The organism is Pseudomonas sp. BLCC-B112, assembly GCF_028550695.1.
In the GTDB taxonomy this organism is placed as follows: domain Bacteria; phylum Pseudomonadota; class Gammaproteobacteria; order Pseudomonadales; family Pseudomonadaceae; genus Aquipseudomonas; species Aquipseudomonas danubii.
This window is the reverse complement of sequence record NZ_JAQQGK010000001.1, coordinates 676,942-699,683: the sequence shown is the minus strand read 5'-3', so window position 1 is coordinate 699,683 and position 22,742 is coordinate 676,942. Positions and strand designations below refer to the sequence as shown.

At 63.8% G+C, this 22,742-nt stretch carries 21 protein-coding genes and 1 pseudogene; 7 read left to right on the top strand and 15 right to left on the bottom strand.

What is annotated here, in order from left to right; all coding sequences use genetic code 11:
* Positions 1–62: 62 nt before the first annotated feature.
* The 4 genes and pseudogenes from PQT43_RS03250 to PQT43_RS31280 form a co-directional block, all read left to right on the top strand.
* A complete protein-coding gene (locus PQT43_RS03250) occupies positions 63–2,624 on the top strand; it encodes a TonB-dependent receptor (RefSeq protein ID WP_267269506.1) in 2,562 nt (853 codons plus the stop codon).
* A 210-nt stretch (positions 2,625–2,834) separates the two neighbouring features.
* Positions 2,835–3,125, top strand: coding sequence for a hypothetical protein (locus PQT43_RS03245; RefSeq protein ID WP_272753487.1), 291 nt, complete (start codon positions 2,835–2,837; stop codon positions 3,123–3,125).
* 9 nt (positions 3,126–3,134) lie between these two features.
* Positions 3,135–3,755: a hypothetical protein gene (locus tag PQT43_RS03240; RefSeq protein WP_213664850.1), complete on the top strand. Its 621-nt coding sequence runs from the start codon at positions 3,135–3,137 to the stop codon at positions 3,753–3,755.
* Positions 3,756–3,767: 12 nt separating this feature from the next.
* A pseudogene (locus PQT43_RS31280) lies at positions 3,768–3,890 on the top strand (GntR family transcriptional regulator); the annotation flags it as partial.
* A 133-nt stretch (positions 3,891–4,023) separates the two neighbouring features.
* Here the strand turns inward: PQT43_RS31280 and PQT43_RS03235 are convergent.
* The 6 genes from PQT43_RS03235 to PQT43_RS03210 form a co-directional block, all read right to left on the bottom strand.
* Positions 4,024–4,329 carry a ribbon-helix-helix domain-containing protein gene (locus tag PQT43_RS03235; protein ID WP_047302295.1) on the bottom strand — a complete coding sequence of 102 codons (306 nt, stop codon included), beginning with the start codon at positions 4,327–4,329 and terminating at the stop codon, positions 4,024–4,026.
* Positions 4,330–4,343: 14 nt separating this feature from the next.
* A complete protein-coding gene (locus PQT43_RS03230) occupies positions 4,344–4,925 on the bottom strand; it encodes a DJ-1/PfpI family protein (protein ID WP_102878666.1) in 582 nt (193 codons plus the stop codon).
* A gap of 96 nt (positions 4,926–5,021) precedes the next feature.
* Complete coding sequence (locus tag PQT43_RS03225; RefSeq protein ID WP_272753486.1) at positions 5,022–6,239, bottom strand: class I SAM-dependent methyltransferase; 1,218 nt, start codon at positions 6,237–6,239, stop codon at positions 5,022–5,024.
* A 281-nt stretch (positions 6,240–6,520) separates the two neighbouring features.
* Positions 6,521–7,138, bottom strand: a complete 618-nt coding sequence (locus PQT43_RS03220) for a TPM domain-containing protein (RefSeq protein WP_110595023.1) — start codon at positions 7,136–7,138, stop codon at positions 6,521–6,523.
* Positions 7,139–7,167: 29 nt separating this feature from the next.
* A complete protein-coding gene (locus tag PQT43_RS03215) occupies positions 7,168–7,926 on the bottom strand; it encodes a TPM domain-containing protein (protein WP_213664847.1) in 759 nt (252 codons plus the stop codon).
* Between the two features lie 192 nt (positions 7,927–8,118).
* Positions 8,119–8,727 (bottom strand): LemA family protein, encoded by a 609-nt coding sequence (locus PQT43_RS03210; protein WP_102878662.1) that lies wholly within the window; start codon positions 8,725–8,727, stop codon positions 8,119–8,121.
* A 240-nt stretch (positions 8,728–8,967) separates the two neighbouring features.
* Between PQT43_RS03210 and bglX the strand changes: the two genes are divergently transcribed.
* On the top strand, positions 8,968–11,259 hold the full coding sequence (bglX, locus tag PQT43_RS03205) for a beta-glucosidase BglX (protein ID WP_102878661.1): 2,292 nt from the start codon (positions 8,968–8,970) through the stop codon (positions 11,257–11,259).
* 240 nt (positions 11,260–11,499) lie between these two features.
* On the opposite strand, the gene PQT43_RS03200 is transcribed toward bglX, so the two are convergent.
* The 9 genes from PQT43_RS03200 to PQT43_RS03160 all read right to left on the bottom strand — a co-directional run bounded on the left by PQT43_RS03200 (position 11,500) and on the right by PQT43_RS03160 (position 21,034).
* Positions 11,500–12,657: a phospholipase D-like domain-containing protein gene (locus PQT43_RS03200; protein ID WP_102878660.1), complete on the bottom strand. Its 1,158-nt coding sequence runs from the start codon at positions 12,655–12,657 to the stop codon at positions 11,500–11,502.
* 1 nt (position 12,658) lies between these two features.
* Positions 12,659–13,240 (bottom strand): YceI family protein, encoded by a 582-nt coding sequence (locus PQT43_RS03195; protein WP_102861522.1) that lies wholly within the window; start codon positions 13,238–13,240, stop codon positions 12,659–12,661.
* 100 nt (positions 13,241–13,340) lie between these two features.
* Complete coding sequence (locus tag PQT43_RS03190; RefSeq protein WP_102861521.1) at positions 13,341–14,111, bottom strand: IclR family transcriptional regulator; 771 nt, start codon at positions 14,109–14,111, stop codon at positions 13,341–13,343.
* A gap of 228 nt (positions 14,112–14,339) precedes the next feature.
* Entirely contained in the window at positions 14,340–15,782 is a 1,443-nt protein-coding gene (locus tag PQT43_RS03185; protein ID WP_272753585.1) for an amidase, read from the bottom strand.
* 17 nt (positions 15,783–15,799) lie between these two features.
* The gene (locus PQT43_RS03180) at positions 15,800–17,110 is read right to left on the bottom strand and encodes an MFS transporter (protein ID WP_110651867.1); all 1,311 of its coding nucleotides are present in this window, start codon (positions 17,108–17,110) and stop codon (positions 15,800–15,802) included.
* Between the two features lie 98 nt (positions 17,111–17,208).
* Entirely contained in the window at positions 17,209–18,384 is a 1,176-nt protein-coding gene (locus PQT43_RS03175; RefSeq protein WP_102878658.1) for a M20 aminoacylase family protein, read from the bottom strand.
* A 173-nt stretch (positions 18,385–18,557) separates the two neighbouring features.
* Positions 18,558–18,887 (bottom strand): amidase, encoded by a 330-nt coding sequence (locus PQT43_RS03170; protein ID WP_110595015.1) that lies wholly within the window; start codon positions 18,885–18,887, stop codon positions 18,558–18,560.
* Positions 18,884–19,981, bottom strand: a complete 1,098-nt coding sequence (locus PQT43_RS03165; protein ID WP_272753485.1) for a serine hydrolase domain-containing protein — start codon at positions 19,979–19,981, stop codon at positions 18,884–18,886. The genes PQT43_RS03170 and PQT43_RS03165 overlap by 4 nt, the downstream gene beginning before the upstream one ends.
* 153 nt (positions 19,982–20,134) lie before the next feature.
* The gene (locus tag PQT43_RS03160; protein WP_213664844.1) at positions 20,135–21,034 is read right to left on the bottom strand and encodes an acyl-CoA dehydrogenase; all 900 of its coding nucleotides are present in this window, start codon (positions 21,032–21,034) and stop codon (positions 20,135–20,137) included.
* Positions 21,035–21,174: 140 nt separating this feature from the next.
* Here PQT43_RS03160 and olsB point away from each other — a divergent pair, with 140 nt between their 5' ends.
* Both olsB and PQT43_RS03150 read left to right on the top strand, forming a co-directional pair.
* Positions 21,175–21,930, top strand: a complete 756-nt coding sequence (olsB, locus tag PQT43_RS03155) for an L-ornithine N(alpha)-acyltransferase (RefSeq protein ID WP_102861515.1) — start codon at positions 21,175–21,177, stop codon at positions 21,928–21,930.
* Complete coding sequence (locus tag PQT43_RS03150; RefSeq protein ID WP_102878654.1) at positions 21,930–22,724, top strand: lysophospholipid acyltransferase family protein; 795 nt, start codon at positions 21,930–21,932, stop codon at positions 22,722–22,724. Before olsB ends, PQT43_RS03150 begins: the two co-directional genes overlap by 1 nt.
* The last annotated feature ends 18 nt before the right edge of the window (positions 22,725–22,742 follow it).

The following is a 22,742-nucleotide window of genomic DNA, read 5'->3' as shown; positions in this document are numbered from 1 at the left end:
TCCTCCTGTCTGCGATCTGTCCGCAGCGCCTTTTTGGCCTTTAAGCCGCTCTGGGGGAAGTCATGTTTCGCGCGTTCTTGCCTGTTCCGTTAGTCCGTACCCGCCCGACCCTGCTCGCCGCCTGCCTGGCATTCAGCCTGCAGGCCCATGCCGGGCCGCTGCATTTCCAGTTGCCGGCGCAACCTCTGGCCGCCTCCCTGAGCCAGATCGCCCAGCAGGCGAAAATCCAGCTGCTGTTCGATGAACAACTGCTGCGCAATGCCAAGGCCCCGGCCCTGCAAGGCGACTACAGCCCGGAAGAGGCGATCCGCGCCCTGCTGCAGAACGGCCAGTTCAATCTGATGAAGGTCGACAACACCTACATCGTGCGCCCTGCCGAGACCAGCCTCAGCAGCGGTTCGGCCCTGCAGTTGGGGGCCATGAGCGTGATCGGCAACGGCACCGAAGTGGACGCCGCCAGTGTTGGCCGCTCGACCTTGAACCAGGCGGAAATTGATCGCCACCAGGCCACCAACGTGGTCAGCCTGATCGACACCCTGCCCGGCGTAAGCCTGGGCGGCTCGCTGAAACCCGGCGGCCAGACCATCAACATCTGGGGCCTGGGGGACGCCGAAGACGTGCCGATGAGCGTCGATGGCGCCACCAAGAGCGGCTTCGAACGCTACCAGCAGGGCTCGGTGTTCATCGAGCCGGAACTGATCAAGCGCCTGGAGGTGGAAAAGGGCCCGCACTCCCCCGAGACCGGCAATGGCGGTTTCGGCGGCACCGTGCACATGGAGACCAAGGACGCACCCGACCTGCTGCAAGACGGGCGCAACAGCGGCGCCATGCTCAAGTACGGCTACAGCAGCAACAGCCACGAACAGGCCTACACCGGCGCGGTGTACGGCCGCACCGATGATCAGCGCTTCGATGCCCTGGCCTACTGGACCAAGCGCGACGGCGATGACATGAAGATCGCCAGCGCCCAGCCCGACCCGAAGAATGCCTACCCGATCAACCCCAAGCGCCTGCCCAACACCGCTCAGGACATGGAGGGCGAGCTGTTCAAGCTAAACATGCAACTGACTGACGAGCATCGCCTGGGCTTCAGTTACATGCGTTCCAACAGCGACATCTGGGCGCCCTTCTCGGCCAAGAGCTACCCGACGCCGCCGAGCCAGAGCGACATCAACAAGTACGGTTATGACGGCGCCACCCGCCGCTTCCTGGCCCAGCGCAATACCATCGACACCACCTGGATCGCCAAGTACCAGTACACCCCCGTAGACAATCCGTGGATCGACTTCGAGGCCAAGTACTCCGACTCCACCACCGACCAGACCGACGAGCGCGGACCGAACGCCTACTTCCAGCCGACATCCGGTGGCCGCAAGATCACCGTGGGCTATGACGACAAGATCCTGGCCCTGAAAAATACCAGCCGCTTCAGCACCGGCCCGCTGGAACACGCGCTGACCAATGGCATCCAGATCCGCAAGCACACCCGCGAAGTCGACATGTGGATGCCGGGCAAGACCTATGAAGTGCCCAAGTACAACTACGGCCACTACCAGCCGGGCTTCATGCCCCACGGCAAGGTCGACAACAATGCCTTCTACATCCAGGACGCCATCACCCTGGGGAATTTCACTCTGACCCCGTCCCTGCGCTACGACCATGTGCGCAACCGCGGCCAGAAGAACGACGCACCGTTCTACAACAGCCCCGACCCGGTGGCGGGCCATGATTACGGCGACAAGACCTACACCGGCTGGTCGCCTCGGCTGTCGGCGTTCTGGACGGTAACCCCGCAATTCGCCCTGTTCGCCGACTACAGCAAGACCTGGCGTGCACCGGTGATCGACGAGCAGTACGAGGTCCAATCGGCCGCCTCCACCCGCTCCGCCACCAGCCGCGACCTCGACCCGGAACGCATCACCGCCCTGCGCGCCGGCAACATCACCAGCTTCTCCGATGTGTTCAGCAAGACCGACCGCGTGCAGGTGCGTACCACGCTGTTCCACAACACCATCAAAGACGAAATCATGAAGAACCTCGGGATCGGCTGCCCCGAGCAACTCACCAGCGGCAAGAACATCGGCCAGGTGTGTAACCAGCCGACCATCGGCGTCTACCGCAATATCGGCGACCTGACCATCAAGGGCTTCGAGGTGGAAAGCTTCTACGACTCGACCTACCTGTTTGGCTCGCTGTCGTACTCGTGGATCACCGGCAAGCATGAAGCTGCCTACACCAACCCCTGGGGCCCGAATGTCTGGGCCCGGGACATTCCGCCACGCAAGTGGGTGGCCAGCCTGGGGGTGAAGATTCCACAGTGGGATGCGCAAATGGGCTGGCAGGGCCAGTGGGTGCGCCAGACTGACCGGGTACCCAGCGACATCTATGCCCGCGGCCCGGCCAGCGTCTTGGGCGACTCCGCCTGGGACCAGTACAAGAACGACCGCTACAACGTGCACGGCCTGTTCGCCAACTGGAAACCCCAGCAGCCTTACCTCAAGGGCACCGAAGTCAACTTCACCCTGGACAACATGTTCAACCGTGACTATCGCCCACCGCTGAGCGGCGAGAACGCCTCCAGCCTGGGACGCAACGCCAAGATCAGCGTGACCCGCTTCTTCTGACGGCCGCTGGCTGCGGTGCATCGGACGCACCGCAGCAGGCCAGCCGTTGGCCATCACGGATGTATTGCAAGCCTTTAGCCAAGCCCTGCCGCCCGCTCCTGCCGGGCTAAGATCGACTCCCCCCTGAAAACCGCTGAAATGCCTTTGGGCGCTTTCAGTCGACTTCCCATTGATTGTGTACGACATCTGTCGTACAACCGAGAAAGCATCATGGACAGAGGCTTCAGGAAGGTCAGGCGTGACCTGATCAATGCAATACAGAATGGCGACTATCTGCATGCCGCGCGCGGCTCGATCGAGGTCAAGAACCTGCTGGCCACGGGCGAAGTCTCGGCCGGTCAACTGATCGAGGTCATCAGCGCCTGCAAGGGCCCGGACCACAGTTGCAGCGCACATCACAGCGTCCCGGGCATCGCGGTCCACGTGCTGAAAAAGGCCGGCTGGTACATCAAGTTCTACTTTATCGAGCCAGATGTGTGGTTCATCAGCGTTCACCGATGAGGGCAACCCATGAAACTCTTTCTGCAAGGCGACCGGGGCAAGGCGCTCTGCGAGCATTGCCAACAGGTGGTCGGCATTACCTACCTGCGGCGCGACGTCCCCTTCAGCGACGGCAACGGCCTGGCCCGGGACATCCTGGTGGGGGTCTGCGACCAGTGCGCCACCACCGTGGCCATTCCGCCCCAGTCGACGCCGGCGATCAAGGACGCGCGCCAGCACCCGTTGACCTCCATCGAGGCGCGGCTGCCCGCGGTCTATCTGGATGTTCTGGATGCCGCCATGCACTCGGTGATCCAGGACGCCGGGGTGCAGATGCGCAAACTGTTCTTCAGCTACTACTTCAGCGCCCGGGTCGCCCCGTGCCTGGAACGGGTGCATAGCACTTTCACCGCCTACCTGGCCGAACAGGCCGAGGCCCGCCAGCTGCCGGCGGTCCATTCAATGAAACGCCTGTCGCTGAAGGTCAACCATTATGTGGCCGAGGATCTCGCGCGCCTGCTGCAGGCGACGCGGATGACCCAGACCGAGCTGCTCAAATCGCTGATCGCGCAAATGCGCCTGGATGTGCTCGAAGGCGGCAACCCGGGGGTGATCGCCGACCTGCGCCAGCTGGCACGCCTGGGGCTCTAGCCCTCAGCCTTTGCCGCGGCCCTGAACCTTCGCGAACACCTGCAACGCGCCCGCCAGCGCATGCTGAAATGCCTCAAAGTGCTGTCGGTGCTCCCGGAACCGGAACTACCAGGCTTCCTCAGCAAAATCAGCTGAGCCCTGTAGCCGCTGCCGAGCTCGCGAGGCTGCGCAAAGGTCCGCAGGACCTTGCTTGGCGATCCCCCGCCAAACCTCCGGTGGCCTGCAGAACCCCGCGTCCCTACGGGCCGTTCGCAGCCTGCGGCAGCGGCTACAGTGCGTTGCGCCGTACCAGGCTGAGGTCAGGGGCGGCGGTGCGCCGCTGGCTCAGGTAGCGGGTGCAGCTGACCCGCAGGAAGGAGGCGAAATTCACCACTTCGCCGCGGTAATCCATGACCTCTTCATAGAGCTTGGCGATCAGCTGGTTGGTGGTCATGCCGTCCACTTCGGCAATTTCGCTGAGGATGTCCCAGAACTGGTTTTCCAGGCGCAAGGTGGTGACCACGCCACAGATGCGCAGCGAGCGGGAACGGGATTCGTAGAGAATCGGGTCGGCCTTGACGTACAGCTCGCACATGGCGCGGTCCTCGCTTACAAGGTGATCTGGGTGCCCAGCAGGCCGAGGAAACCCGCCAACCAGCTGGGGTGCGCCGGCCAGGCCGGGGCGGTGGCCAGATTGCCCTGGACGTGGCCTTCGGTCACCGGGATATCGATATAGGTGCCACCGGCCAGCCGCACTTCCGGGGCACAGGCCGGGTAGGCGCTGCACTCGCGGCCTTCGAGAATGCCCGCCGCCGCCAGCAGTTGCGCGCCATGGCACACCGCGGCAATGGGCTTGCCGGCCTGGTCGAATTCCTTGACCAGTTGCAGCACCTTGGCGTTCAGGCGCAGGTACTCCGGAGCACGTCCGCCGGGGATCAGCAGGGCATCGTAATCAGCGGAGCTGACCTGGGCGAAGTCGTAGTTGAGGGCAAACAGGTGACCCGGTTTCTCGCTGTAGGTCTGGTCGCCCTCGAAGTCGTGGATCGCCGTGCGCACCGTCTGCCCGGCGATCTTGTCCGGGCACACGGCATGCACCGTATGACCGACCATCAGCAGGGCCTGGAACGGCACCATCGCTTCGTAGTCTTCGACGTAATCGCCAACCAGCATGAGGATCTTTTTCGCGGCCATGGAGTGGACTCCTTTCAGGGAAAGACGTGGGCGGAAGGAGTACTCAAGGTAGTCCCATTGCGCCAGCCCGGGTAATAGCCTGGTACTACAGCGGCTTCAACTCAGATAGCCGTCGGCCTTGAGCAGGGTTTCCAGGCAGTGTTCGCTGATCTGGTAGAAGGCCTTGAGCTCTTCGATCCTGGCCAGCAACTGGGTCGGGTCAACCGGCTCGGCGCGTTTGACCGCCAGGATCATCTTGTTCTTGTTGGTGTGTTCCAGGGAGATGAACTCGAAGACCTTGGTTTCATAACCGCAGGCTTCGAGGAACAGCGCCCGCAGGCTGTCGGTGACCATCTCCGCCTGCTGTCCCAGGTGCAGACCGTATTGCAGCATCGGCTTGAGCAGCGCCGGGCTCTGGATCTGCAGGCGGATCTGCTTGTGGCAGCACGGCGAGCACATGATGATCGCCGCGCCGGAGCGGATGCCGGTGTGAATCGCGTAGTCGGTGGCGATGTCGCAGGCATGCAGGGCGATCATCACGTCCAGCTGGCTGGGGGCTACGCTGCGCACGTCACCGCACTTGAACACCAGGCCCGGGTGTTCCAGGCGCTGCGCGGCGGCGTTGCACAGGGTCACCATGTCCTCGCGCAATTCGACGCCGGTGACTTCGCCCTCGGCCTTGAGGGTGTTGCGCAGGTAATCGTGGATGGCGAACGTCAGGTAGCCCTTGCCGGAGCCGAAGTCCGCGACCCGCACCGGCTGATCGAGCTTGATCGGCGAGCTGCCCAGGGCGTGGCTGAAGACCTCGATGAACTTGTTGATCTGCTTCCACTTGCGCGACATGGCCGGGATCAGTTCATGCTGCTTGTTGGTCACCCCAAGATCGGCGAGGAAAGGCCGGCTCAGGTCGAGAAAGCGGTTCTTCTCGCGGTTGTGCTCGGCCGACGGCAAATCGCGCTGGGTTTGCGGCTTGCCCTTGAACAGCGAACTCTTGCCCTTCTTGCTGTATTCGAGCTGCACTTCGTCGGTCAGGGTCAGCAGGTGGGCGTTCTTGAACGAAGCCGGCAGCAGCCCAGCGATGGCGGCGATGCCTTCGTCCAGGGAGAAGTTCTTGGTGATGTCCCGGGTCTTGTAGCGGTAGACGAAGGACAGGCACGGCTGCTCCTTGACCGTCAGTTGCTTGATGATCAGGCGTTGCAGGTCCGCCTCCGGGCCCACGTGCTTGGCCAGTACCAGCTTGATAAAGGCGTTCTGCGCAAGGCTGGTGTCGAGCAATTGCAGGAACTGGGCGTGATGATCCGGCGCGGGACGGGCGGAAGGTGCGGTCACAGACATGGGGGCAGGTGCCTCGGGCGATGCGGGGTGTGAATCAGGGAGTGGCAGGTATTTTAGGGAGCTAGCCCCGTCGGGGCACGAAGTTATTCACTCGACGGTAAAAAATCCTCGCCCGAGGGCGGTACAAGACTCAGGGGCCATTCGCCGGCAAGCCGGCTCCTACAAGAACAACACCGATATCGCACCGCTGTAGGAGCTGGCTTGCCAGCGAAGGCGTCCTCAAGGGCGGCGCAAGACTCAGGGGCCTGTTCGCCGGCAAGCCGGCTCCTACGGCGGTGAGCTCAGTTGAGCACCACCAGGCGGTTGGGCAATTCGTTGCGTATCTGGGTCAGGGGCACATGGGTCTTGAGCAACTCGCCGCTGGCTTCAATACAGTCGAGGAAGCCCTGCAGGGTCTGGCCCTGGCGGACTTGCTGGGTAAAGTTGCGCACGATGCCATTCCACTGCTTGTTATCCAGACGCTTGGAAATGCCCTCGTCCACGAGGATTTCCACGTAACGCTCGGCTTCGCTGACAAAGATCAGCACCCCGGTGCCGCCCACGGTGTGGTGCAGGTTCTGTTCGAGAAACTGCCGTCGGGCCAGGTTGGAAGCCCGCCAATGGCGCACCGAGCGCGGGATCAGCCGGGTGGTGATCCAGGGTAGGCGAAACACCAGGCACAGCACGATAAAGGTCGCCCATTGCGCCAGCAGCAACAGGTGCATGTTCAGCCAGCCAGTGGCGTAGTGCACCAGCCCCGGCACCACCAGCGCCAGCAGGCTGGCCCAGAGCAGCGGGATATAGGCGTAGTCGTCGGCCCGGGCGGCCAGCACCGTCACCAGTTCGGCGTCGGTCTGCTGTTCCACCCGGGCAATGGCTTCGGCCACTTGCCGTTGTTCGTATTCACTGAGTAATGCCATGTCGTTGGATTTCCGCTTCTTATTTTGAGTTACCAGCCGCCGGAGGAACCGCCGCCGCCAAAGCTGCCACCGCCACCGCTGAAGCCGCCACCGCCACCGGACCCACCACCAAAACCGCCGAAGCCACCGCCTCCATCACCGCCGCGCCCGCTGGTGGTGGTGATGAACCCGAGCGCCTGCGCCACTATCACCACCAGGATGAACAGCAGCACCATGAAGATGAACAGCCACGGGTGACGCTGGACAAAATCGTCCTGGTCGCTGCTCTCGCCGCCGCTGTCATAGGCCGTGGCCGGCTCGTCCAGCGGCGTGCCACCGAGCACCAGGAGCATGCCCGAAACCCCGTCGCTGATGCCCTTGCTGAACTGCCCGGTCTTGAACGCCGGGGTGATCACCTGGTTGATGATCACCGAGGCCTGGGCGTCGGTCAGGCGCTCCTCCAGGCCGTAGCCCACTTCGATGCGCAGCTTGCGCTCGTCCCGAGCGACGATCAGCAGCGCGCCGTTGTTCTTGTCCTTCTGGCCGATGCCCCAGTGACGCCCCAACTGGTAGCCGTATTCCTCGATGCTGGCGCCTTGCAGGTCCGGCAGGGTCACCACCACCAACTGTTCGCCGGTGGCCTGTTCGTGGGCTTGCAGTTGCCGAGTCAGCAGGGCGCTGATGGTCGGCTCGATCATCTGCGCGTCGTCCACCACCCGCCCGCTCAGGGCCGGGAACCTCAGCTCGGCCTGGGCCGTGACCGCAAAGACCCAGAGCAACAGCACCAGGCCGATTTTATAAAGTCGCATCAGCACCTCATCCTTAATGTTTGTCCGCGTGTGCTACCAACTGCCGGACGCCCCGCCACCGCCAAAACTGCCGCCGCTACGGCGGCGGTCAGAGTCGGAACTGGAGCTGGAACGACTGTTGCGACAATACGGCGCCACTCACCAGCCATAGCGACAGCCGCGTGCTTGGCAGCACGCGCTGCCCGCGGCCCATCAGAATTTCACTTGCGGCGCTTTGTCGGCGTCAGGGCTGGTGGCCTCGAAGGTTTCACGCACCGGCAGGTCGCTGTACATCAGGCTATGCCACAGGCGACCAGGGAAGGTGCGGATCTCAGTGTTGTACTTCTGCACCGCGAGGATGAAGTCGCGGCGGGCCACGGCGATGCGGTTCTCGGTGCCTTCCAGCTGAGATTGCAGGGCCAGGAAGTTCTGGTTGGCCTTCAGATCCGGATAACGCTCGGAGACCACCATCAGACGGCTCAGGGCTCCGCTCAACTGGTCCTGGGCCTGCTGGAACTGCTTGAGTTTTTCCGGGTTGTCCAGGGTGCTGGCGTCCACCTGGATCGAAGTGGCCTTGGCCCGCGCCTCGATCACCGCGGTCAGGGTGGCTTCCTCGTGCTTGGCGTAGCCCTTGACGGTCTCCACCAGGTTGGGGATCAGGTCGGCGCGGCGCTGGTACTGGTTCTGCACCTGGCCCCAGTCGGCCTTGACCTGCTCGTCCAGGGTCGGAATGTTGTTGATGCCGCAGCCGCTGAGCAGGCTGGTAAGCAGCAACAGGGCAGCGATGGGCCAACTCGAGCGCAGGCTTTGGGTGATGTTCATGGGTGGGGCTCCTTGCACAACCTGATGGAAAAGAATCTTTTGCCCGGTTTCACACATCCTGTGGGGCAAAATCTGCCTGCGCCACTGGAATGCATCGGGCTGATGGGCTAAAAGATGCCCAGCGCGAAAAAGAGTTCAGAAGTGTGCTGGATTTATCTGAACAACAATAGCCGCTCCCTAAATTTTGGCTGTTCGACGCGTCACTCATGCGTCGGTCTTGAGCCCTTGAGAACACTATTCATGAATAAGCTGTGTTTGCTGGGCCTGCTGGTCAGCCTGGCCAGTCACCCTGTGTTGGCCGAATCTGCCCCGGTCCCCCTGGAAAACAAAGAAGCCTTTATCAGCGATCTGCTCAAGCGCATGACCCTGGAAGAGAAGATCGGCCAGTTGCGCCTGATCAGCATCGGCCCGGAAATGCCCCGTGAGCTGATCCGCAAGGAAATCGCCGCGGGCAATATCGGCGGCACTTTCAACTCCATCACCCGCCCGGAAAACCGGCCGATGCAGGACGCGGCCATGCGCAGCCGGCTGAAGATCCCGATGTTCTTCGCCTATGACGTGATCCACGGCCACCGGACCATCTTCCCCATCAGCCTGGCCCTGGCGTCCAGCTGGGATATGGACGCCATCGGCCGCTCCGGGCGCATCGCCGCCAAGGAGGCCAGCGCCGACAGCCTGGACATCACCTTCGCGCCGATGGTGGACATCTCCCGCGATCCTCGCTGGGGCCGTACCTCCGAAGGCTTCGGCGAAGACACCTACCTGGTCTCGCGCATCGCCAAGGTCATGGTCAATGCCTACCAGGGCCAGAGCCCGGCCTTGCCGGACAGCATCATGGCCAGCGTCAAGCACTTCGCCCTGTATGGCGCAGTAGAGGGCGGTCGCGACTACAACATCGTCGACATGAGCCCGGTGAAGATGTACCAGGACTACCTGCCGCCCTACCGCGCAGCCATTGACGCCGGTGCCGGCGGAGTGATGGTGGCCCTGAACTCCATCAACGGCGTGCCGGCCACCTCCAACACCTGGCTGATGAACGACCTGTTGCGCAAAGAATGGGGCTTCAAGGGCCTGGCGGTGAGCGACCACGGGGCGATCATCGAGCTGATCCGCCACGGCGTCGCCAAGGACGGTCGTGAAGCGGCCAAGCTGGCAATCAAGGCCGGCATCGACATGAGCATGAACGACTCGCTGTACGGCAAGGAACTGCCGGGGCTGCTCAAGTCCGGCGAGATCGAGCAGAAGGACATCGACAACGCGGTGCGTGAAGTGCTGGCGGCCAAGTACGACATGGGCCTGTTCAAGGACCCTTATGTGCGCATCGGCAAGGCCGAGGACGACCCGGCCGACACCAACGCCGAAAGCCGCCTGCACCGCAGCGACGCCCGGGACATCGCCCGCCGCAGCCTGGTGCTGCTGAAGAACCACAACGACACCTTGCCGCTGAAGAAAACCGCGAAGATCGCCCTGGTCGGCCCCCTGGCCAAGGCCCCCATCGACATGATGGGCAGCTGGGCCGCCGCTGGCGTACCGGCGCAGTCGGTGACGCTGTACGACGGCATGCGCAACGTCCTGGGTGACAAGGCCCAACTGGTGTACGCCCGGGGCTCGAACATCACCGCCGACAAGAAGGTGGTGGACTACCTGAACTTCCTCAACTTCGATGCCCCGGAAGTGGTGGACGACCCGCGTCCGGCGCAGCAGATGATCGACGAAGCGGTCAAGGCGGCCAAGCAGGCGGACGTGATCGTGGCCGCTGTGGGTGAGTCCCGTGGCATGTCCCACGAGTCTTCGAGCCGCACCGACCTGCACATTCCCGCCAGCCAGCGCGAGCTGATCAAGGCCCTCAAGGCCACCGGCAAGCCTCTGGTGCTGGTGCTGATGAATGGCCGGCCGCTGTCACTGCTGGAAGAAAACCAGCAAGCCGACGCCATCCTGGAAACCTGGTTCAGCGGCACCGAGGGCGGCAACGCCATTGCCGACGTACTGTTCGGCGACTACAACCCGTCGGGCAAGCTGCCGATCACCTTCCCCCGCTCAGTGGGCCAGATTCCCACCTACTACAACCATCTGACCATTGGCCGGCCGTTCACGCCGGGCAAGCCGGGCAACTACACCTCGCAGTACTTCGACGACACCACCGGCCCGCTGTATCCGTTCGGCTATGGCTTGAGCTACACCAGCTTCAGCCTGTCGGACATGGCCCTGTCCTCCACCACCCTGAACAAGAGCGGCAAGCTCGATGCCAGCGTGACCGTGAAGAACACCGGCAAGCGTGACGGCGAAACCGTGGTGCAGCTGTACATCCAGGACGTGGCCGGCTCGATGATCCGCCCGATCAAGGAATTGAAGAACTTCCAGAAAGTCATGCTCAAGGCCGGCGAAGAGAAGTCCATTCACTTCACCATCACCGAGGATGACCTGAAGTTCTACAACGCGCAGCTCAAGTACGCCGCGGAACCGGGCGACTTCAATGTACAGATCGGCCTGGATTCCCAGGACGTGAAGCAACAGAGCTTCGAACTGCTCTGACCTCCGACACCGGCCGGCGCATGACCTGCGCCGGCCGCCTCCTTCTGCAATCCCCGCAATCCCCACAATCGCTGCAATATCTGTAGCCGCTGCCGAGCCTGCGAGGCTGCGCAAAGGTCCGCAGGACCTTGCTTGTCGATCTACCGCCAAACCTCCATCGGACTCACGACCGCCGCGACCGCTTCGCGCTCGTTCGCAGCCTCCGGCAGCGGCTACAGCCAGCCATGTCAGCCGTGACGGTCAGCCGCGCCGGTCCAGCAGGTTGACCACCAGGCGGTCGACCCAACCCCAGATCCGCTGCTTGACCCGCCGCCACAACGGCCGGTTGCGCCACTGTGCCAGGCTGATCTCTTCACTCTGGGCGAAGTCCGCCTCGAAGCTCGCCGCCACGGAGTGGGTCAGTGGCGGGTCCAGGGCCTCCAGGTTGGCTTCCAGGTTGAAGCGCAGGTTCCAGTGGTCGAAATTGCACGACCCCACACTGACCCAGTCGTCCACCAGCACCATCTTCAAATGCAGGAAACACGGCTGATACTCGAAAATCCGCACACCGGCCTTGAGCAAGCGCGGGTAGTAACGGTGCCCGGCATAGCGCACGGCCGGATGATCGGTGTGCGGTCCGGTCAGCAACAGGCGTACGTCGACGCCCCGGGCGGCGGCCTTGCGCAATGAGCGCCGCACCGACCACGTCGGCAAGAAGTAAGGCGTGGCCAGCCAGATGCGCTGCTGGCCGCTGTGCAGGGCACGAATCAGTGAATGCAGGATGTCGCGATGCTGACGCGAGTCGGCATACGCCACCCGGCCCATGCCCTCTCCCGAGTCAGGCACACGGGGTAGATGGGGCAGGCCGAAATCCACGTCGGGCCGCCAGGCGCCCTTGCGCAGGTTGGCGCTCCACTGGCGGTCGAACAGCCTTTGCCAGTCCAGCACCGCGGGCCCGGCGATCTCCACCATCACTTCATGCCAGTCGCAGCTGTTGTCCTCGGGCCGCCAGAATTCATCGGTAACCCCAGTACCGCCCACCACGGCCAGGGACTGGTCCACCAGCAACAGTTTTCGATGGTCGCGATACAGATTGAGAAAGCCCTGGCGCCACTTCAGGCGGTTGTAGAAACGCAGCTCGACACCAGCCGTGGTCAAGCGCAGGCGCAGGGCCTGGGTAAACGCCAGGCTGCCATAGTCATCGAACAGACAGCGCACCCGCACCCCGCGCTCGGCAGCCTGGACCAGGGACTGGACCAGAGCGTCGGCACATGCGCCGGCTTCCACCAGATACAGCTCCAGCTCCACCTGCTGCCGGGCGCGGGCAATGGCCACCAACATGCGCGGAAAGAACTGGGGACCGTCGATCAACAGCTCGAAGCGGTTGCCTTCACGCCATGGGAACACCGCTCCGCGCATTTCAGCGCGCCGTGAAGATCAGTACCGCACCCACCGGTACCGAGAAACTGATGGCCGACAAGCCAGCCACTTTGCGCAGGCTGTCGAGGCCCGGTGCCAGGTTGAAGTCTTCGGCATTGAGAACCAGCGGTTCCAAGGTCACCACCTGGAAACGCCGCTCATCCAGGCGAGTGGCCAGCAGCTCGGCGTTGTAGGTGTGTTCCTGGCCGTGCAGGGCCACGGTGACCGGCAACAGCAGCTCGATCTGCGCCCCGGGGGCCAGGTCGTTGATCGGCCGCAGGTTGATCTGCGTCGTGATCTGCGCCTCGGGAAACTGCTGGACCTGGAACAGCTCCTGGCGCATGCGCTCATCGCGCAGGGGAATGCCGCTGCTGATCGAGTCCAGCTCGATCTGCAACCGGGCCTGACCCTTGGCGTCGACCTTGCCGTGCAACACCAGAAAGCGCTGGACCTCGGAAATACTGGCGTTCTTGGTGGTCACGAAGGACACCCGGGAAGACTCGTTGTCCAGGTACCAGTTGGCCTGGGCCGGCAGGGCGAGTACCCCGAGCAGGCTGATAAGAAGGCGGATCGGCGTACGCATGCAAGCTCCCGTGAACAGAAGGCGCCACCTTAACCGGCTGCCAGGGGGCTGGCAAACACCGCGCTCAAGTGGGGCCCAGCCGTTGTAGACGGGGAATGGCTCAGGCAATGGACTTCTGCAATTGCTCAATGGTGTCGGCCAGCAATCCCAAGTGACGATTGCGCACCTGCTCGACACAGCTCAGATCCATCGGCCAATGCAGAGCGATGCTGCCGATCACCCGGCCTTCGGCCTGCAACGGCAGGGCCACGGCACGAATCAGAAAAGGCAGGCGCACCGGATATTCCCAGTGGCCCTCGGTACGCTGACCGAAGCCCAGATGCTGGGACTGGGCGCAAGCCTGCTGCTGGTCTTCGGCCGGTACTCGCTCACGCTCGGCCAGACGCTCGACTTCATCACTGGCCAGGGCCCCCAGGCAGGCCTTGCCCATGGCCGAATGAAACAGGCTGGCATGCTGGCCGACAATCCGGCTGTTGTTCGGGTAGCGCTTGCGCAACACCGCAGGCACCGCACTTTCCAGGACCTCAAGGTGCTCACCGTCAAAACTCGACAGGTCGCTGACCAGTCCGGTGCGTGCACTCAACTCCAGCATCCAGGGCGCCGCCTGCTCCACCAGATGGCGCTTGAAGCGTTGCCGGCTGTCGCCGAACAGGCTGCGGGCGCTCAGGCGATAACGCCTGTCGCTCAGGCCACGGTAGATCCAGCCCTGCTCCTGCAGGGTCAGCAACATGCGCGACACCGTGGCCTTGGCTAGCCCCGTCAGGTAGTGCAACTCCTCCAGGCCCAAGGCCTGGTGCTGGCCCAGCAACTCGACGATGGCCAGGGCCCGTTCCACGGAACGCACGCTGCCGGTTTCTACCTTGCTGGCCATAGTCCGAACTCCCTGACTGAAGATGGGTAAAGGTTTTTCCCAGCAAGATGCGGGCCTTAGGCTCTGTACGAAAAGTTTTGAGACGAAGGTCAGGCAAGGCGAAAACGGTCGAGGAAGCGGAGTTTACGGGTTGTAAATGAGCATTCCGAGACCGTTTTCAACGCAGCATCACCGAGTATCAAGGCTTTTCGTACAGAGCCTAGAACCCTATCAACGGCATTTGCCTGGTTACAGCAGGTTACCCGGAGGGCGTTGCCGCACCCAGTGCGTCAGTTGTTCGTGGGCATAGGCCAGTTGCAGCACAGCGTGGTCGGCCTGGGCCGGCCCGATGATCTGCAAGCCCATGGGCAGGCCCGCCAGATTGAACCCCACCGGAATGCTGATACTGGGCAGGCCGGCCAGGGTCGGACCGATCACCACTTCCATCCAGCGGTGATAAGTGTCCATTTCCTGCCCATCGATCTGCCTTGGCCAGGCCTGCCGTGCATCGAAAGGGAACACCTGGGCCGTGGGCAGCAGCAGAAAATCGTAACGTTCGAACAACCGCAGCAAGGCGCGATACCAATCGCTGCGACTCTGGGAAGCGCGGTACACGTCCGCGGCACTGAGGCTGGCAGCGCCCTCCACTTCCCAACGCGCCTCGGGCTTGAGCCAGCGGCGCTGGTCCGGGTCGTTGTGCAACAGCCCCAGGGAACCCTGGACCAGCCAGTGCCGGTGCACCAGCCAGCAGTCCCACAATTGCGCCATGGAAAACTCCGGCTGGCAGCTTTCCACTTCACAGCCCAGATGGGTGAAGTCGGCCAAGGCCTTTTCGCACAGGCTCAGGACGCCCTGCTCCATGGCCAGGTAGCCGTTGTAGTCACCCAGCCAGCCCAGGCGCAGGCCGCGTACATCCCGTTGCAGAGGCGCCTGCAACAGCGCCGGATCTTCCTTGAGGGACAAGGGTACTCGCGGATCGTATCCGGCCTGGGTGCTCAACAACCGCGCCACATCAGCCACCGTGCGCCCCATCGGCCCTTCGGTAGCCAGTTGCTGCACGAACAGTTCAGGGGTAGGGCCGAATGGCACCCGCCCCTGGGAGGGACGCATGCCGAACACGTTGTTGAAGGCCGCCGGATTGCGCAGCGAGCCCATCATGTCGCTGCCATCGGCCACCGGCAGCATGCGCAAGGCCAGGGCCACCGCCGCCCCGCCGCTGCTGCCGCCGGCGCTCAGGCTGCGGTCATAGGCATTGCCGGTGGTGCCGAACAGCTGGTTGTAGGTATGGGAGCCCAGGCCGAACTCCGGCACGTTGCTCTTGCCGACAATGATCGCGCCGCTAGCACGGACCCGGGCCACGCTGATGGCATCCACCTGGGGTACCTGATCGGCGAACAGCGGCGAGCCCATGCTGGTGGCCAGCCCTGCGGTGGCTGCCAGATCCTTGATCGCCTGGGGCATGCCATGCATCCAGCCCATGGACTGCCCCCGGTCCAGTTGCCGATCACGCTCATCGGCCTGGGCCAGCAGATCCTGCGGATCGCACAGGGAGACCAGGGCATTGACGCCCGGGTTGTAACGCTCGATCTGCTGCAGATAAGCCTGCATCACCTCGCGACAGGACAGCTCGCGCGCATGGATCGCCCGGGATAGTGCCAAGGCATCCAATTCGACGATGGACTCGTTGGCCATTGCTTCGCTGCGCTTGATCAAGACTCGCCTCCCAGGGTCACGGCATCGGGTTTGTCGTCTCTGACCGCGTCATGCATGCAGTAGATACCCAGCAGGCTGAGGATCGAGGTCAGCAAGACATAGAAGGATGGCGCCACCGGCGTGGCCATGACCTTGCTCAGCCAGGTCACGATCAAGGGCGCAAAGCCACCGAACAGCATCACCGTGACGTTATACGCCACCGACACCCCGGTGGAACGCACCTCGATGGGAAACTGCTCCGCCAGGGCCGTAGGACCGGGACCGAAAAAGCCGCCAATGGCACCGCACAGCAACATTTGCATCACCAGCAGGCGCTCAATGGACGGCGCCGCGGCGACCCACACATACAAGGGATAGACCATGACGAAAAACGCCAGGGTAAAGGCCATCAGCACTGGGCGCCGGCCGATGCGGTCCGACAGCGCCCCGGCAAAGGGAATCACCACGGTCATCAGGGCCACGGCGAACATCTGCACCAGCAGCACCTGATCCAGGGGCAGGCCGAGGTTGGTGTGGGCGAAGGTCGGCATGTTCACCAGCACCACATAGAAAGACACCGTGCTACCGCAGCACAGGCCCATGGAGATCAGGATCGCCCGGCGATGGGCCGACACCACCTGCCACAGCCCCGGCCCCTTGCCACCTGCCTGCTTGCGCGCCTCGATGAAGGCCTCCGGCTCCTCCATGTACTTGCGAATCCACAGTCCCACCGGACCGATCAGCAGGCCGATCACGAACGGCAGGCGCCAGCCCCAGAGATCCAGGGTCTGCGGCGAAAAGAGGTGGGTCACCGCCGCCACCATCGCCGCTCCGCTGAACACCGCCAGGCACTGTCCTACCAACTGCCAGGAGCCATACAACCCCTTCTTGTCCTCCGGGGCACTTTCCACCAGGTAGGCCGTGGCGCTGGCGTACTCCCCCCCGGTGGCAAAGCCCTGGAGCATTCGCGCCACCACGATCAGCAACGGCGCGCCCAGGCCAATGGCCGCGTAGTTGGGGGCAAAGACGATCATCGCAATGGCCACGGTCATCAGCTGGATGATCACCAGCATCGCCGCCTTGCGGCCTTTGCGGTCGGAATACATGCCCAGCAGCACGCCGCCCACCGGGCGCATGAAAAAGCCCACGCCGAAGGTGGCCAGGGCCATCAGCAGCGAGGTGTACTCGTCTTCAGCCGGGAAAAACTGGCGGGCGATAAAGCTGGCGAGAAAGCCATAGACGATGAAGTCGTACCATTCCAGGGCGTTGCCAACCACGGCGGCAACCACTTGCCGGGTCTTGGAAACAGCAGGTGTCGAGACGCTCATGGGAGGTTCCTTGATACTTTTGAGCCTTCTTGCGGGCTCGGAAAAGTGCCGGACGCATGGCACGCCCGGGCCGCACAGTGCTACAGGAACAGGAGGGTTCAGACGGGCTTGAGCCAGCTCTCCGCCAGGGCGCCCCAATAGGCCGCACCGGTGAGCAGGATGTCGTCATTGAAGTCGTAACCCGGGTTATGCACCATCGGTTGCGCTACGCCATTGCCGATGAACAGGTAGCTGCCGGGGCAGCGCTGCAGCATCCAGCCGAAGTCTTCGCTGCCCATCAGCTTCGGCGTATTGCCATTGACCGCCTCGGCCCCCACCAGCTCGACACCGACCCGCCGGGCAAACTCGGTTTCTTCCGGGCTATTGATCAGCACCGGATAAGCCGGGCGATGGTCGATGCTGGCGCTGCAGCCAAAGCTTTCGGCCTGGGTGCGGATGATCGACTTGACTCGCTCCAGCATCTGCTCGCGCACCGGTGCGTTGAGGGCCCTGAGGCTCAGGCGCAGTAACGCCTGCTGGGGAATCACGTTGGCCGCCTCACCCGCCTGCAAGGCCCCCACCGTCACCACCGCCGCTTCCTGCGCGTCGATATTGCGCGCCACCACCGTCTGCAAGGCCATGACCATGCTGGCCGCGGCCACCAAGGGGTCCACCGCCAGGTGGGGCATGGAGCCGTGACCGCCGACGCCTTCGACAATCACCTCAAGCAGGTCCTGGGACGCCATCATCGGCCCTTCGCGAAAGCCCAGGTGACCGGCCGGCAGCCCAGGCATGTTGTGCAGGCCGAACAGCGCATCACAGGGGAAGCGTTCCAGCAGGCCATCGGCAAGCATCGCCTCGGCACCGCCCTGGCCTTCTTCCGCGGGCTGGAAGATCAGGTTCAGGGTGCCGTCGAACGCTCGGGTCGCCGCCAGGTAGCGCGCCGCCCCCAGCAGGATGGTGGTGTGGCCGTCATGCCCGCAGGCGTGCATGCAACCGCCATGGCGGCTGCTGTAGGGAACCCCGGTGTTCTCGATGATCGGCAAGGCGTCCATGTCCGCCCGCAGGCCCAGGGTGCGTGTGCCCGTGCCGTTGCGCAGAACACCCACGACCCCGGTTCGGCCGACGCCGGTGTGCACTTCATAACCCCACTCCTGCAGACAGCGAGCCACCAGCGCCGAAGTGCGTTGCTCTTCGAAACCCAGTTCCGGGTGGGCATGAATATCCTGGCGGATGGCCCGCAGATCGCTGGCAATGTCGTTGAGCCAGGCAAGGATGTGCTGGTGTCGGGTCATGGCGTATCTCCTCTGGGCCGGGTGGCTTCCCGTTCTTTTTTTCGGAGCGTTGCACGAGGCGCCGGAGCGTGCTCGAAGCTCGGCGTCAGATAACCGCGAGCCGGAGCACAGGACAATCAAATGTGGTTCCACTGGATGGAACACATAATCTGCAGCGCTGCCTGATCCAGGGATCAGGGGGCGAGGCGACAGCCTTCCCGGGGGCCTAGCCAGAGCGCGCTGTGGGTACGCCCCAGGGCGCTGGCGGTGACACGTCGGCTCTGCGGCTCATCGCTAAAACCGCTGATGGGCAGGTACTGGCGCACATAGGCGCGGCAGTAGTCGGCAGGTTGTTGCATCACGTAGCGGCAGGAGCAGTACTCCTTGGCGGTGTAGGCACCGAGGATATCCGGGAAGGCTTGCAGGGCCACCCGGTGCTGCCAGCTCCAGCCCAGCAGCAGGAGCAGCGCCACCAACACCAGGCCGAGCAGCGGATGACGGCGGAAAAAGGCCCGACGCTTCATGGCTGCCCCTGGCTGGAAAACGCCGCCAGGACTCGCTTGAGCAACTCATTGTGCCGATAGCTGCCATCGCGATCGTCGCCGTAACGCACGATCACCAGGCGCTGCGCCGGCAGGACATACAGCGCCTGTCCCCAGTGCCCCAGGGCCGCATAGGTATCCGCCGGAGCATCGGGCCAGGGCTGAGGGGCACCGTCCACCGAGCGGTTGAGCCACCAGTGCCCGCCCGCCACCGCCTCATCCTGGTTGGCCCGATAGCCGGCAAAGGGCGTGCGGCTGAACTCGACCCAGGCCCTGGGCAGCAACTGCCGATCACGCCAGCGACCCTCGCGCTGCATCAACAGGCCGACACGGGCCAGATCGCGGGCCGTCAGGTAGAGGTAGGAAGACGCGACGAAGGTGCCGGCGGCATCGCGTTCCCACACGGCCTGGGTGATGCCCAGCGGTTCGAACAGGGCCTGCCAGGGGTAGTCCGCGTACTGGTCTGCCCCGACCATCCCCCGCAGGCTGGCCGCCAGCAGGTTGCTATCGCCACTGGAATAACGGAAGACCTGCCCCGGTGGGGTGGAGCGCGCCTGCTGTGCAGCAAATGCCGCCATGTCCCGATGCCCGCGGGTGTAGAGCATGGCCACCACTGAGGAATTGAGGGGGGCGTACTCGTAGTCTTCCTGCCAGTCCAGACCCGAGGCCCAGTGCAACAAGTCACCCAGGGTGATGGCCGGATGCGGCTGCAGCGCCGGGTAATATTTTGCCGCGGGGTCCTGGAGCTGGAAGCGGCCTTCACCGTAGGCAACGCCCAACACCACCGCCAACAGGCTTTTGCTGGCGGACCAGATGAGATGGGGCGTCTGTGGTCCGGTGGCGCCGGCGTAGCGCTCGTAAAGCAGCTGGCCATCGCGGATCACCAGCAAGGCGTCAGTGCGAATGCCTTTTTGGGACTGGTCGTCCCTGGGCACAAAGGCATAGTCCTCCAGAGCCTTGAGCGCCGGGCCACTGACAGTCGGCCCCCGACTCCATTGCTGCGCCGGCCACTCCTCGGCCCAGGCCGGCAAGCAGAGGTACACCAGTAACGCCAGCAGAATCGGAGCCTTGGCCATGGATGACACTCAAACAACGTCAGTGGCCGAGCCTAGTCCAGGCTGATGACAATTTCACTGCAAGTGCCCCCGTTTGTTGGAGCTGGCTGGCCAGCGCAGACGTCATCGAGCCTTGTGCGAGGCACTCGGGCCCTTTCGCCGGCAAGCCGGCTCCTACGCAAGGGGAGGCCGCTGCTGAAACGAGGCCAGGGCTTTGGCCAGGCGTTGTTCCCGGGCGCTGGCCGCCAGGTCCAGCAGGGCCTGGTCTCGGGACCATTGGTTGCGCCAATGCTCGGGGCCATTGGCGAATGCGGCGTCGATTTCAGGCCGCAATACCTGGAACTGCGTGAACAAACCAGCCAATAGAATGTGCCCGCCACTCAAGGAGGGATTCTGCCGACTGACTTCGGCACAACCTGCAAGCAACCCCAGCACCTGCAGTTGCAAGGGCTGCGGCCAGCCGCTGTCCTGCCCCACGCCATACAGCCAGGCGAGCATGGCGCTCAGGACATAGATGTCCTCCAGGGTGCGGAAGGGTTTGACATAGGCGTCCCAGCCATCGCCGGCCAGCAGTTCGCAGGCGGCGTTTTCCAGCAACAGGCAGCCGTGGCTGATCTCTGGCATCAGGGCGATGGCGGGCAGGGTCTGGACCTTGACCCCAGGCTCCCCGGCATAGACCACGGTCAGGCGCAAGGCCGCCCGCTCACCCGGGGCCTCGCTGCGGGCCGCCACCAACAGCCAGTCGGCGGCATCGCCAGCGGTCACGAAATCCTTGCGCCCCTGCAGGCGCAGATCCTCCAGCCGGGTCTGCATGTCCGCCGGGCGCAGGCTGCGGCGTTCGGTCGCGCACATAGCCCCCAGGCTTTGCGGCGCACTGGGCCACAACATGCGCAACGCCGCCTGGTAGCCCACCAGGAACGCCAGCCCCGGAGTCTCCATCAGGCGGCCGCCGAGCACCGCCAGTTCGAAGGGCGTAACACTGCCCAAATGGGCCAGCAAAGCCCCGTAGCCCTCGGCCAGATCGGGGTTGACGGGCAGTCGGTCACGGCTCTCGAGCAGGGCTTGCCAGGGCATTCGAAGATCCTCAGGGGCTGTCATATAAGCATCACCAAAGCTTCATGGCGATGACACCGGGGCTACATAGCCTGACTTTGCACAACAAAGTCGATTGGCTGCAACCCAAGGCGGGTCGGTAGCCCGCACGGAGATTCACGATGACTCAGATCGCCCGCATCAGCGACACCGGCACTGAACGCCGCCTGCAAGCCGAACGCCTGATCGGCGCCCAGGCCCTGCAAGAAGCCCAGGCCCTGCGTTTCAACGTCTTCAGCGGCGAGTTCAACGCCAAGCTCAAGGGCGCGGAATGGGGTCTGGACATGGATGACTATGATGTTCACTGCAGCCACATCGGTGTACGCGACTTGAACACCGGGCGTCTGGTAGCCACCACCCGCCTGCTGGACCATCAGGCCGCCAGCAGCCTGGGACGCTTCTACAGCGAGGAAGAATTCAGCCTGCACGGCCTGGCGCACCTCAAGGGCCCCATCCTGGAAATCGGCCGCACCTGTGTCGACCCGGCCTATCGCAACGGCGGCACCATCGCCGTGCTCTGGGGCGAGCTGGCCGAAGTGCTCAACCAGGGCGGCTACAGCTACCTGATGGGTTGCGCCAGTATCCCCATGCAGGACGGCGGCATCCAGGCCCAGGCCATCATGCAACGGCTGCGCGAGCGCTACCTGAGTACCGAACACCTGCGGGCCGAGCCGAAGCACCCGCTGCCCAGCCTGGATATTCCTTCCAATGTCATCGCCGAGATGCCGCCACTGCTCAAGGCCTACATGCGCCTGGGGGCGAAGATCTGCGGCGAACCCTGCTGGGACCAGGACTTCCAGGTCGCCGACGTGTTCATCCTGCTCAAGCGCGACGAGTTGTGCCCGCGTTATGCCCGGCACTTCAAGGCAGCGGTCTGATGCGCCGGCTGCGGGTCTACGGGCGCATCGCCCGGGTACTGCTGGTGGTCGCGCTCGGCCTGAGCATGGCCAGTATCTTCGGCTTGCTGGAACGCCTGGGGGTCGCCAACTCCATGGTTCGGCGCCAGCGCTGGTCGCGGTTCTTCATGGCTCGCCTGAGCAATGCCCTGCCGTTTCGGGTCACGGTGCACGGCGAGTTGCCTCGCCAGCCGATGCTCTGGGTCAGCAATCACGTGTCCTGGACCGATATCCCGCTGCTGGGCATGTTGACGCCGCTGTCGTTCCTGTCCAAGGCCGAGGTGCGCACCTGGCCGGTGGCGGGCTGGCTGGCGGCCAAGGCCGGCAGCCTGTTCATCCGTCGTGGGGCCGGTGACAGCCAGCTGATCCGCAAGCAGATGACCCGCCACCTGCAAGAGCAGCACCCGCTGCTGCTGTTTCCCGAAGGCACCACCACCGACGGCCGTGGCCTGCGCACCTTCCACGGCCGCCTGCTGGCCAGCGCCATCGATGCCGAGGTGTCCCTGCAACCCGTGGCGATCCGTTATTTGCGCGATGGCCAGATCGATACCCTGGCCCCCTTCATTGGCGACGACGACCTGCTCTCGCACCTGATGCGGCTGTTTGCCAACGATCAGGGCCGAGTGGAAATCCATGTGCTCAAGCCCATTGCCTGCCAGGGCCAGGAACGTGCGGCGCTGGCCTTCCAGGCTCAGCAAGCCGTGCAGAAAGCCCTGTTCGGTGATGTCGTGCAGCCCGCCGAACCACGCCGCAACGGCGAACTGGTCGCCGCCTGAAACTCTCTGTAGGAGCCG

Coding starts and splice junctions, on each gene's coding strand:
- bglX (WP_102878661.1), top strand. CDS start 8,968: ATGAATAAGCTGTGTTTGCTGGGCCTGCTGGTCAGCCTGGCCAGTCAC.
- PQT43_RS03175 (WP_102878658.1), bottom strand. CDS start 18,384: ATGACCCGACACCAGCACATCCTTGCCTGGCTCAACGACATTGCCAGC.
- PQT43_RS03200 (WP_102878660.1), bottom strand. CDS start 12,657: ATGCGCGGAGCGGTGTTCCCATGGCGTGAAGGCAACCGCTTCGAGCTG.
- PQT43_RS03160 (WP_213664844.1), bottom strand. CDS start 21,034: ATGCCCTGGCAAGCCCTGCTCGAGAGCCGTGACCGACTGCCCGTCAAC.
- PQT43_RS03235 (WP_047302295.1), bottom strand. CDS start 4,329: ATGTGCGAGCTGTACGTCAAGGCCGACCCGATTCTCTACGAATCCCGT.
- PQT43_RS03240 (WP_213664850.1), top strand. CDS start 3,135: ATGAAACTCTTTCTGCAAGGCGACCGGGGCAAGGCGCTCTGCGAGCAT.
- PQT43_RS03220 (WP_110595023.1), bottom strand. CDS start 7,138: ATGGCATTACTCAGTGAATACGAACAACGGCAAGTGGCCGAAGCCATT.
- PQT43_RS03150 (WP_102878654.1), top strand. CDS start 21,930: ATGCGCCGGCTGCGGGTCTACGGGCGCATCGCCCGGGTACTGCTGGTG.
- PQT43_RS03165 (WP_272753485.1), bottom strand. CDS start 19,981: ATGGCCAAGGCTCCGATTCTGCTGGCGTTACTGGTGTACCTCTGCTTG.
- PQT43_RS03230 (WP_102878666.1), bottom strand. CDS start 4,925: ATGGCCGCGAAAAAGATCCTCATGCTGGTTGGCGATTACGTCGAAGAC.
- PQT43_RS03225 (WP_272753486.1), bottom strand. CDS start 6,239: ATGTCTGTGACCGCACCTTCCGCCCGTCCCGCGCCGGATCATCACGCC.
- PQT43_RS03185 (WP_272753585.1), bottom strand. CDS start 15,782: ATGGCCAACGAGTCCATCGTCGAATTGGATGCCTTGGCACTATCCCGG.
- olsB (WP_102861515.1), top strand. CDS start 21,175: ATGACTCAGATCGCCCGCATCAGCGACACCGGCACTGAACGCCGCCTG.
- PQT43_RS03170 (WP_110595015.1), bottom strand. CDS start 18,887: ATGAAGCGTCGGGCCTTTTTCCGCCGTCATCCGCTGCTCGGCCTGGTG.
- PQT43_RS03190 (WP_102861521.1), bottom strand. CDS start 14,111: ATGGCCAGCAAGGTAGAAACCGGCAGCGTGCGTTCCGTGGAACGGGCC.
- PQT43_RS03250 (WP_267269506.1), top strand. CDS start 63: ATGTTTCGCGCGTTCTTGCCTGTTCCGTTAGTCCGTACCCGCCCGACC.
- PQT43_RS03215 (WP_213664847.1), bottom strand. CDS start 7,926: ATGCGACTTTATAAAATCGGCCTGGTGCTGTTGCTCTGGGTCTTTGCG.
- PQT43_RS03195 (WP_102861522.1), bottom strand. CDS start 13,240: ATGCGTACGCCGATCCGCCTTCTTATCAGCCTGCTCGGGGTACTCGCC.
- PQT43_RS03245 (WP_272753487.1), top strand. CDS start 2,835: ATGGACAGAGGCTTCAGGAAGGTCAGGCGTGACCTGATCAATGCAATA.
- PQT43_RS03210 (WP_102878662.1), bottom strand. CDS start 8,727: ATGAACATCACCCAAAGCCTGCGCTCGAGTTGGCCCATCGCTGCCCTG.
- PQT43_RS03180 (WP_110651867.1), bottom strand. CDS start 17,110: ATGAGCGTCTCGACACCTGCTGTTTCCAAGACCCGGCAAGTGGTTGCC.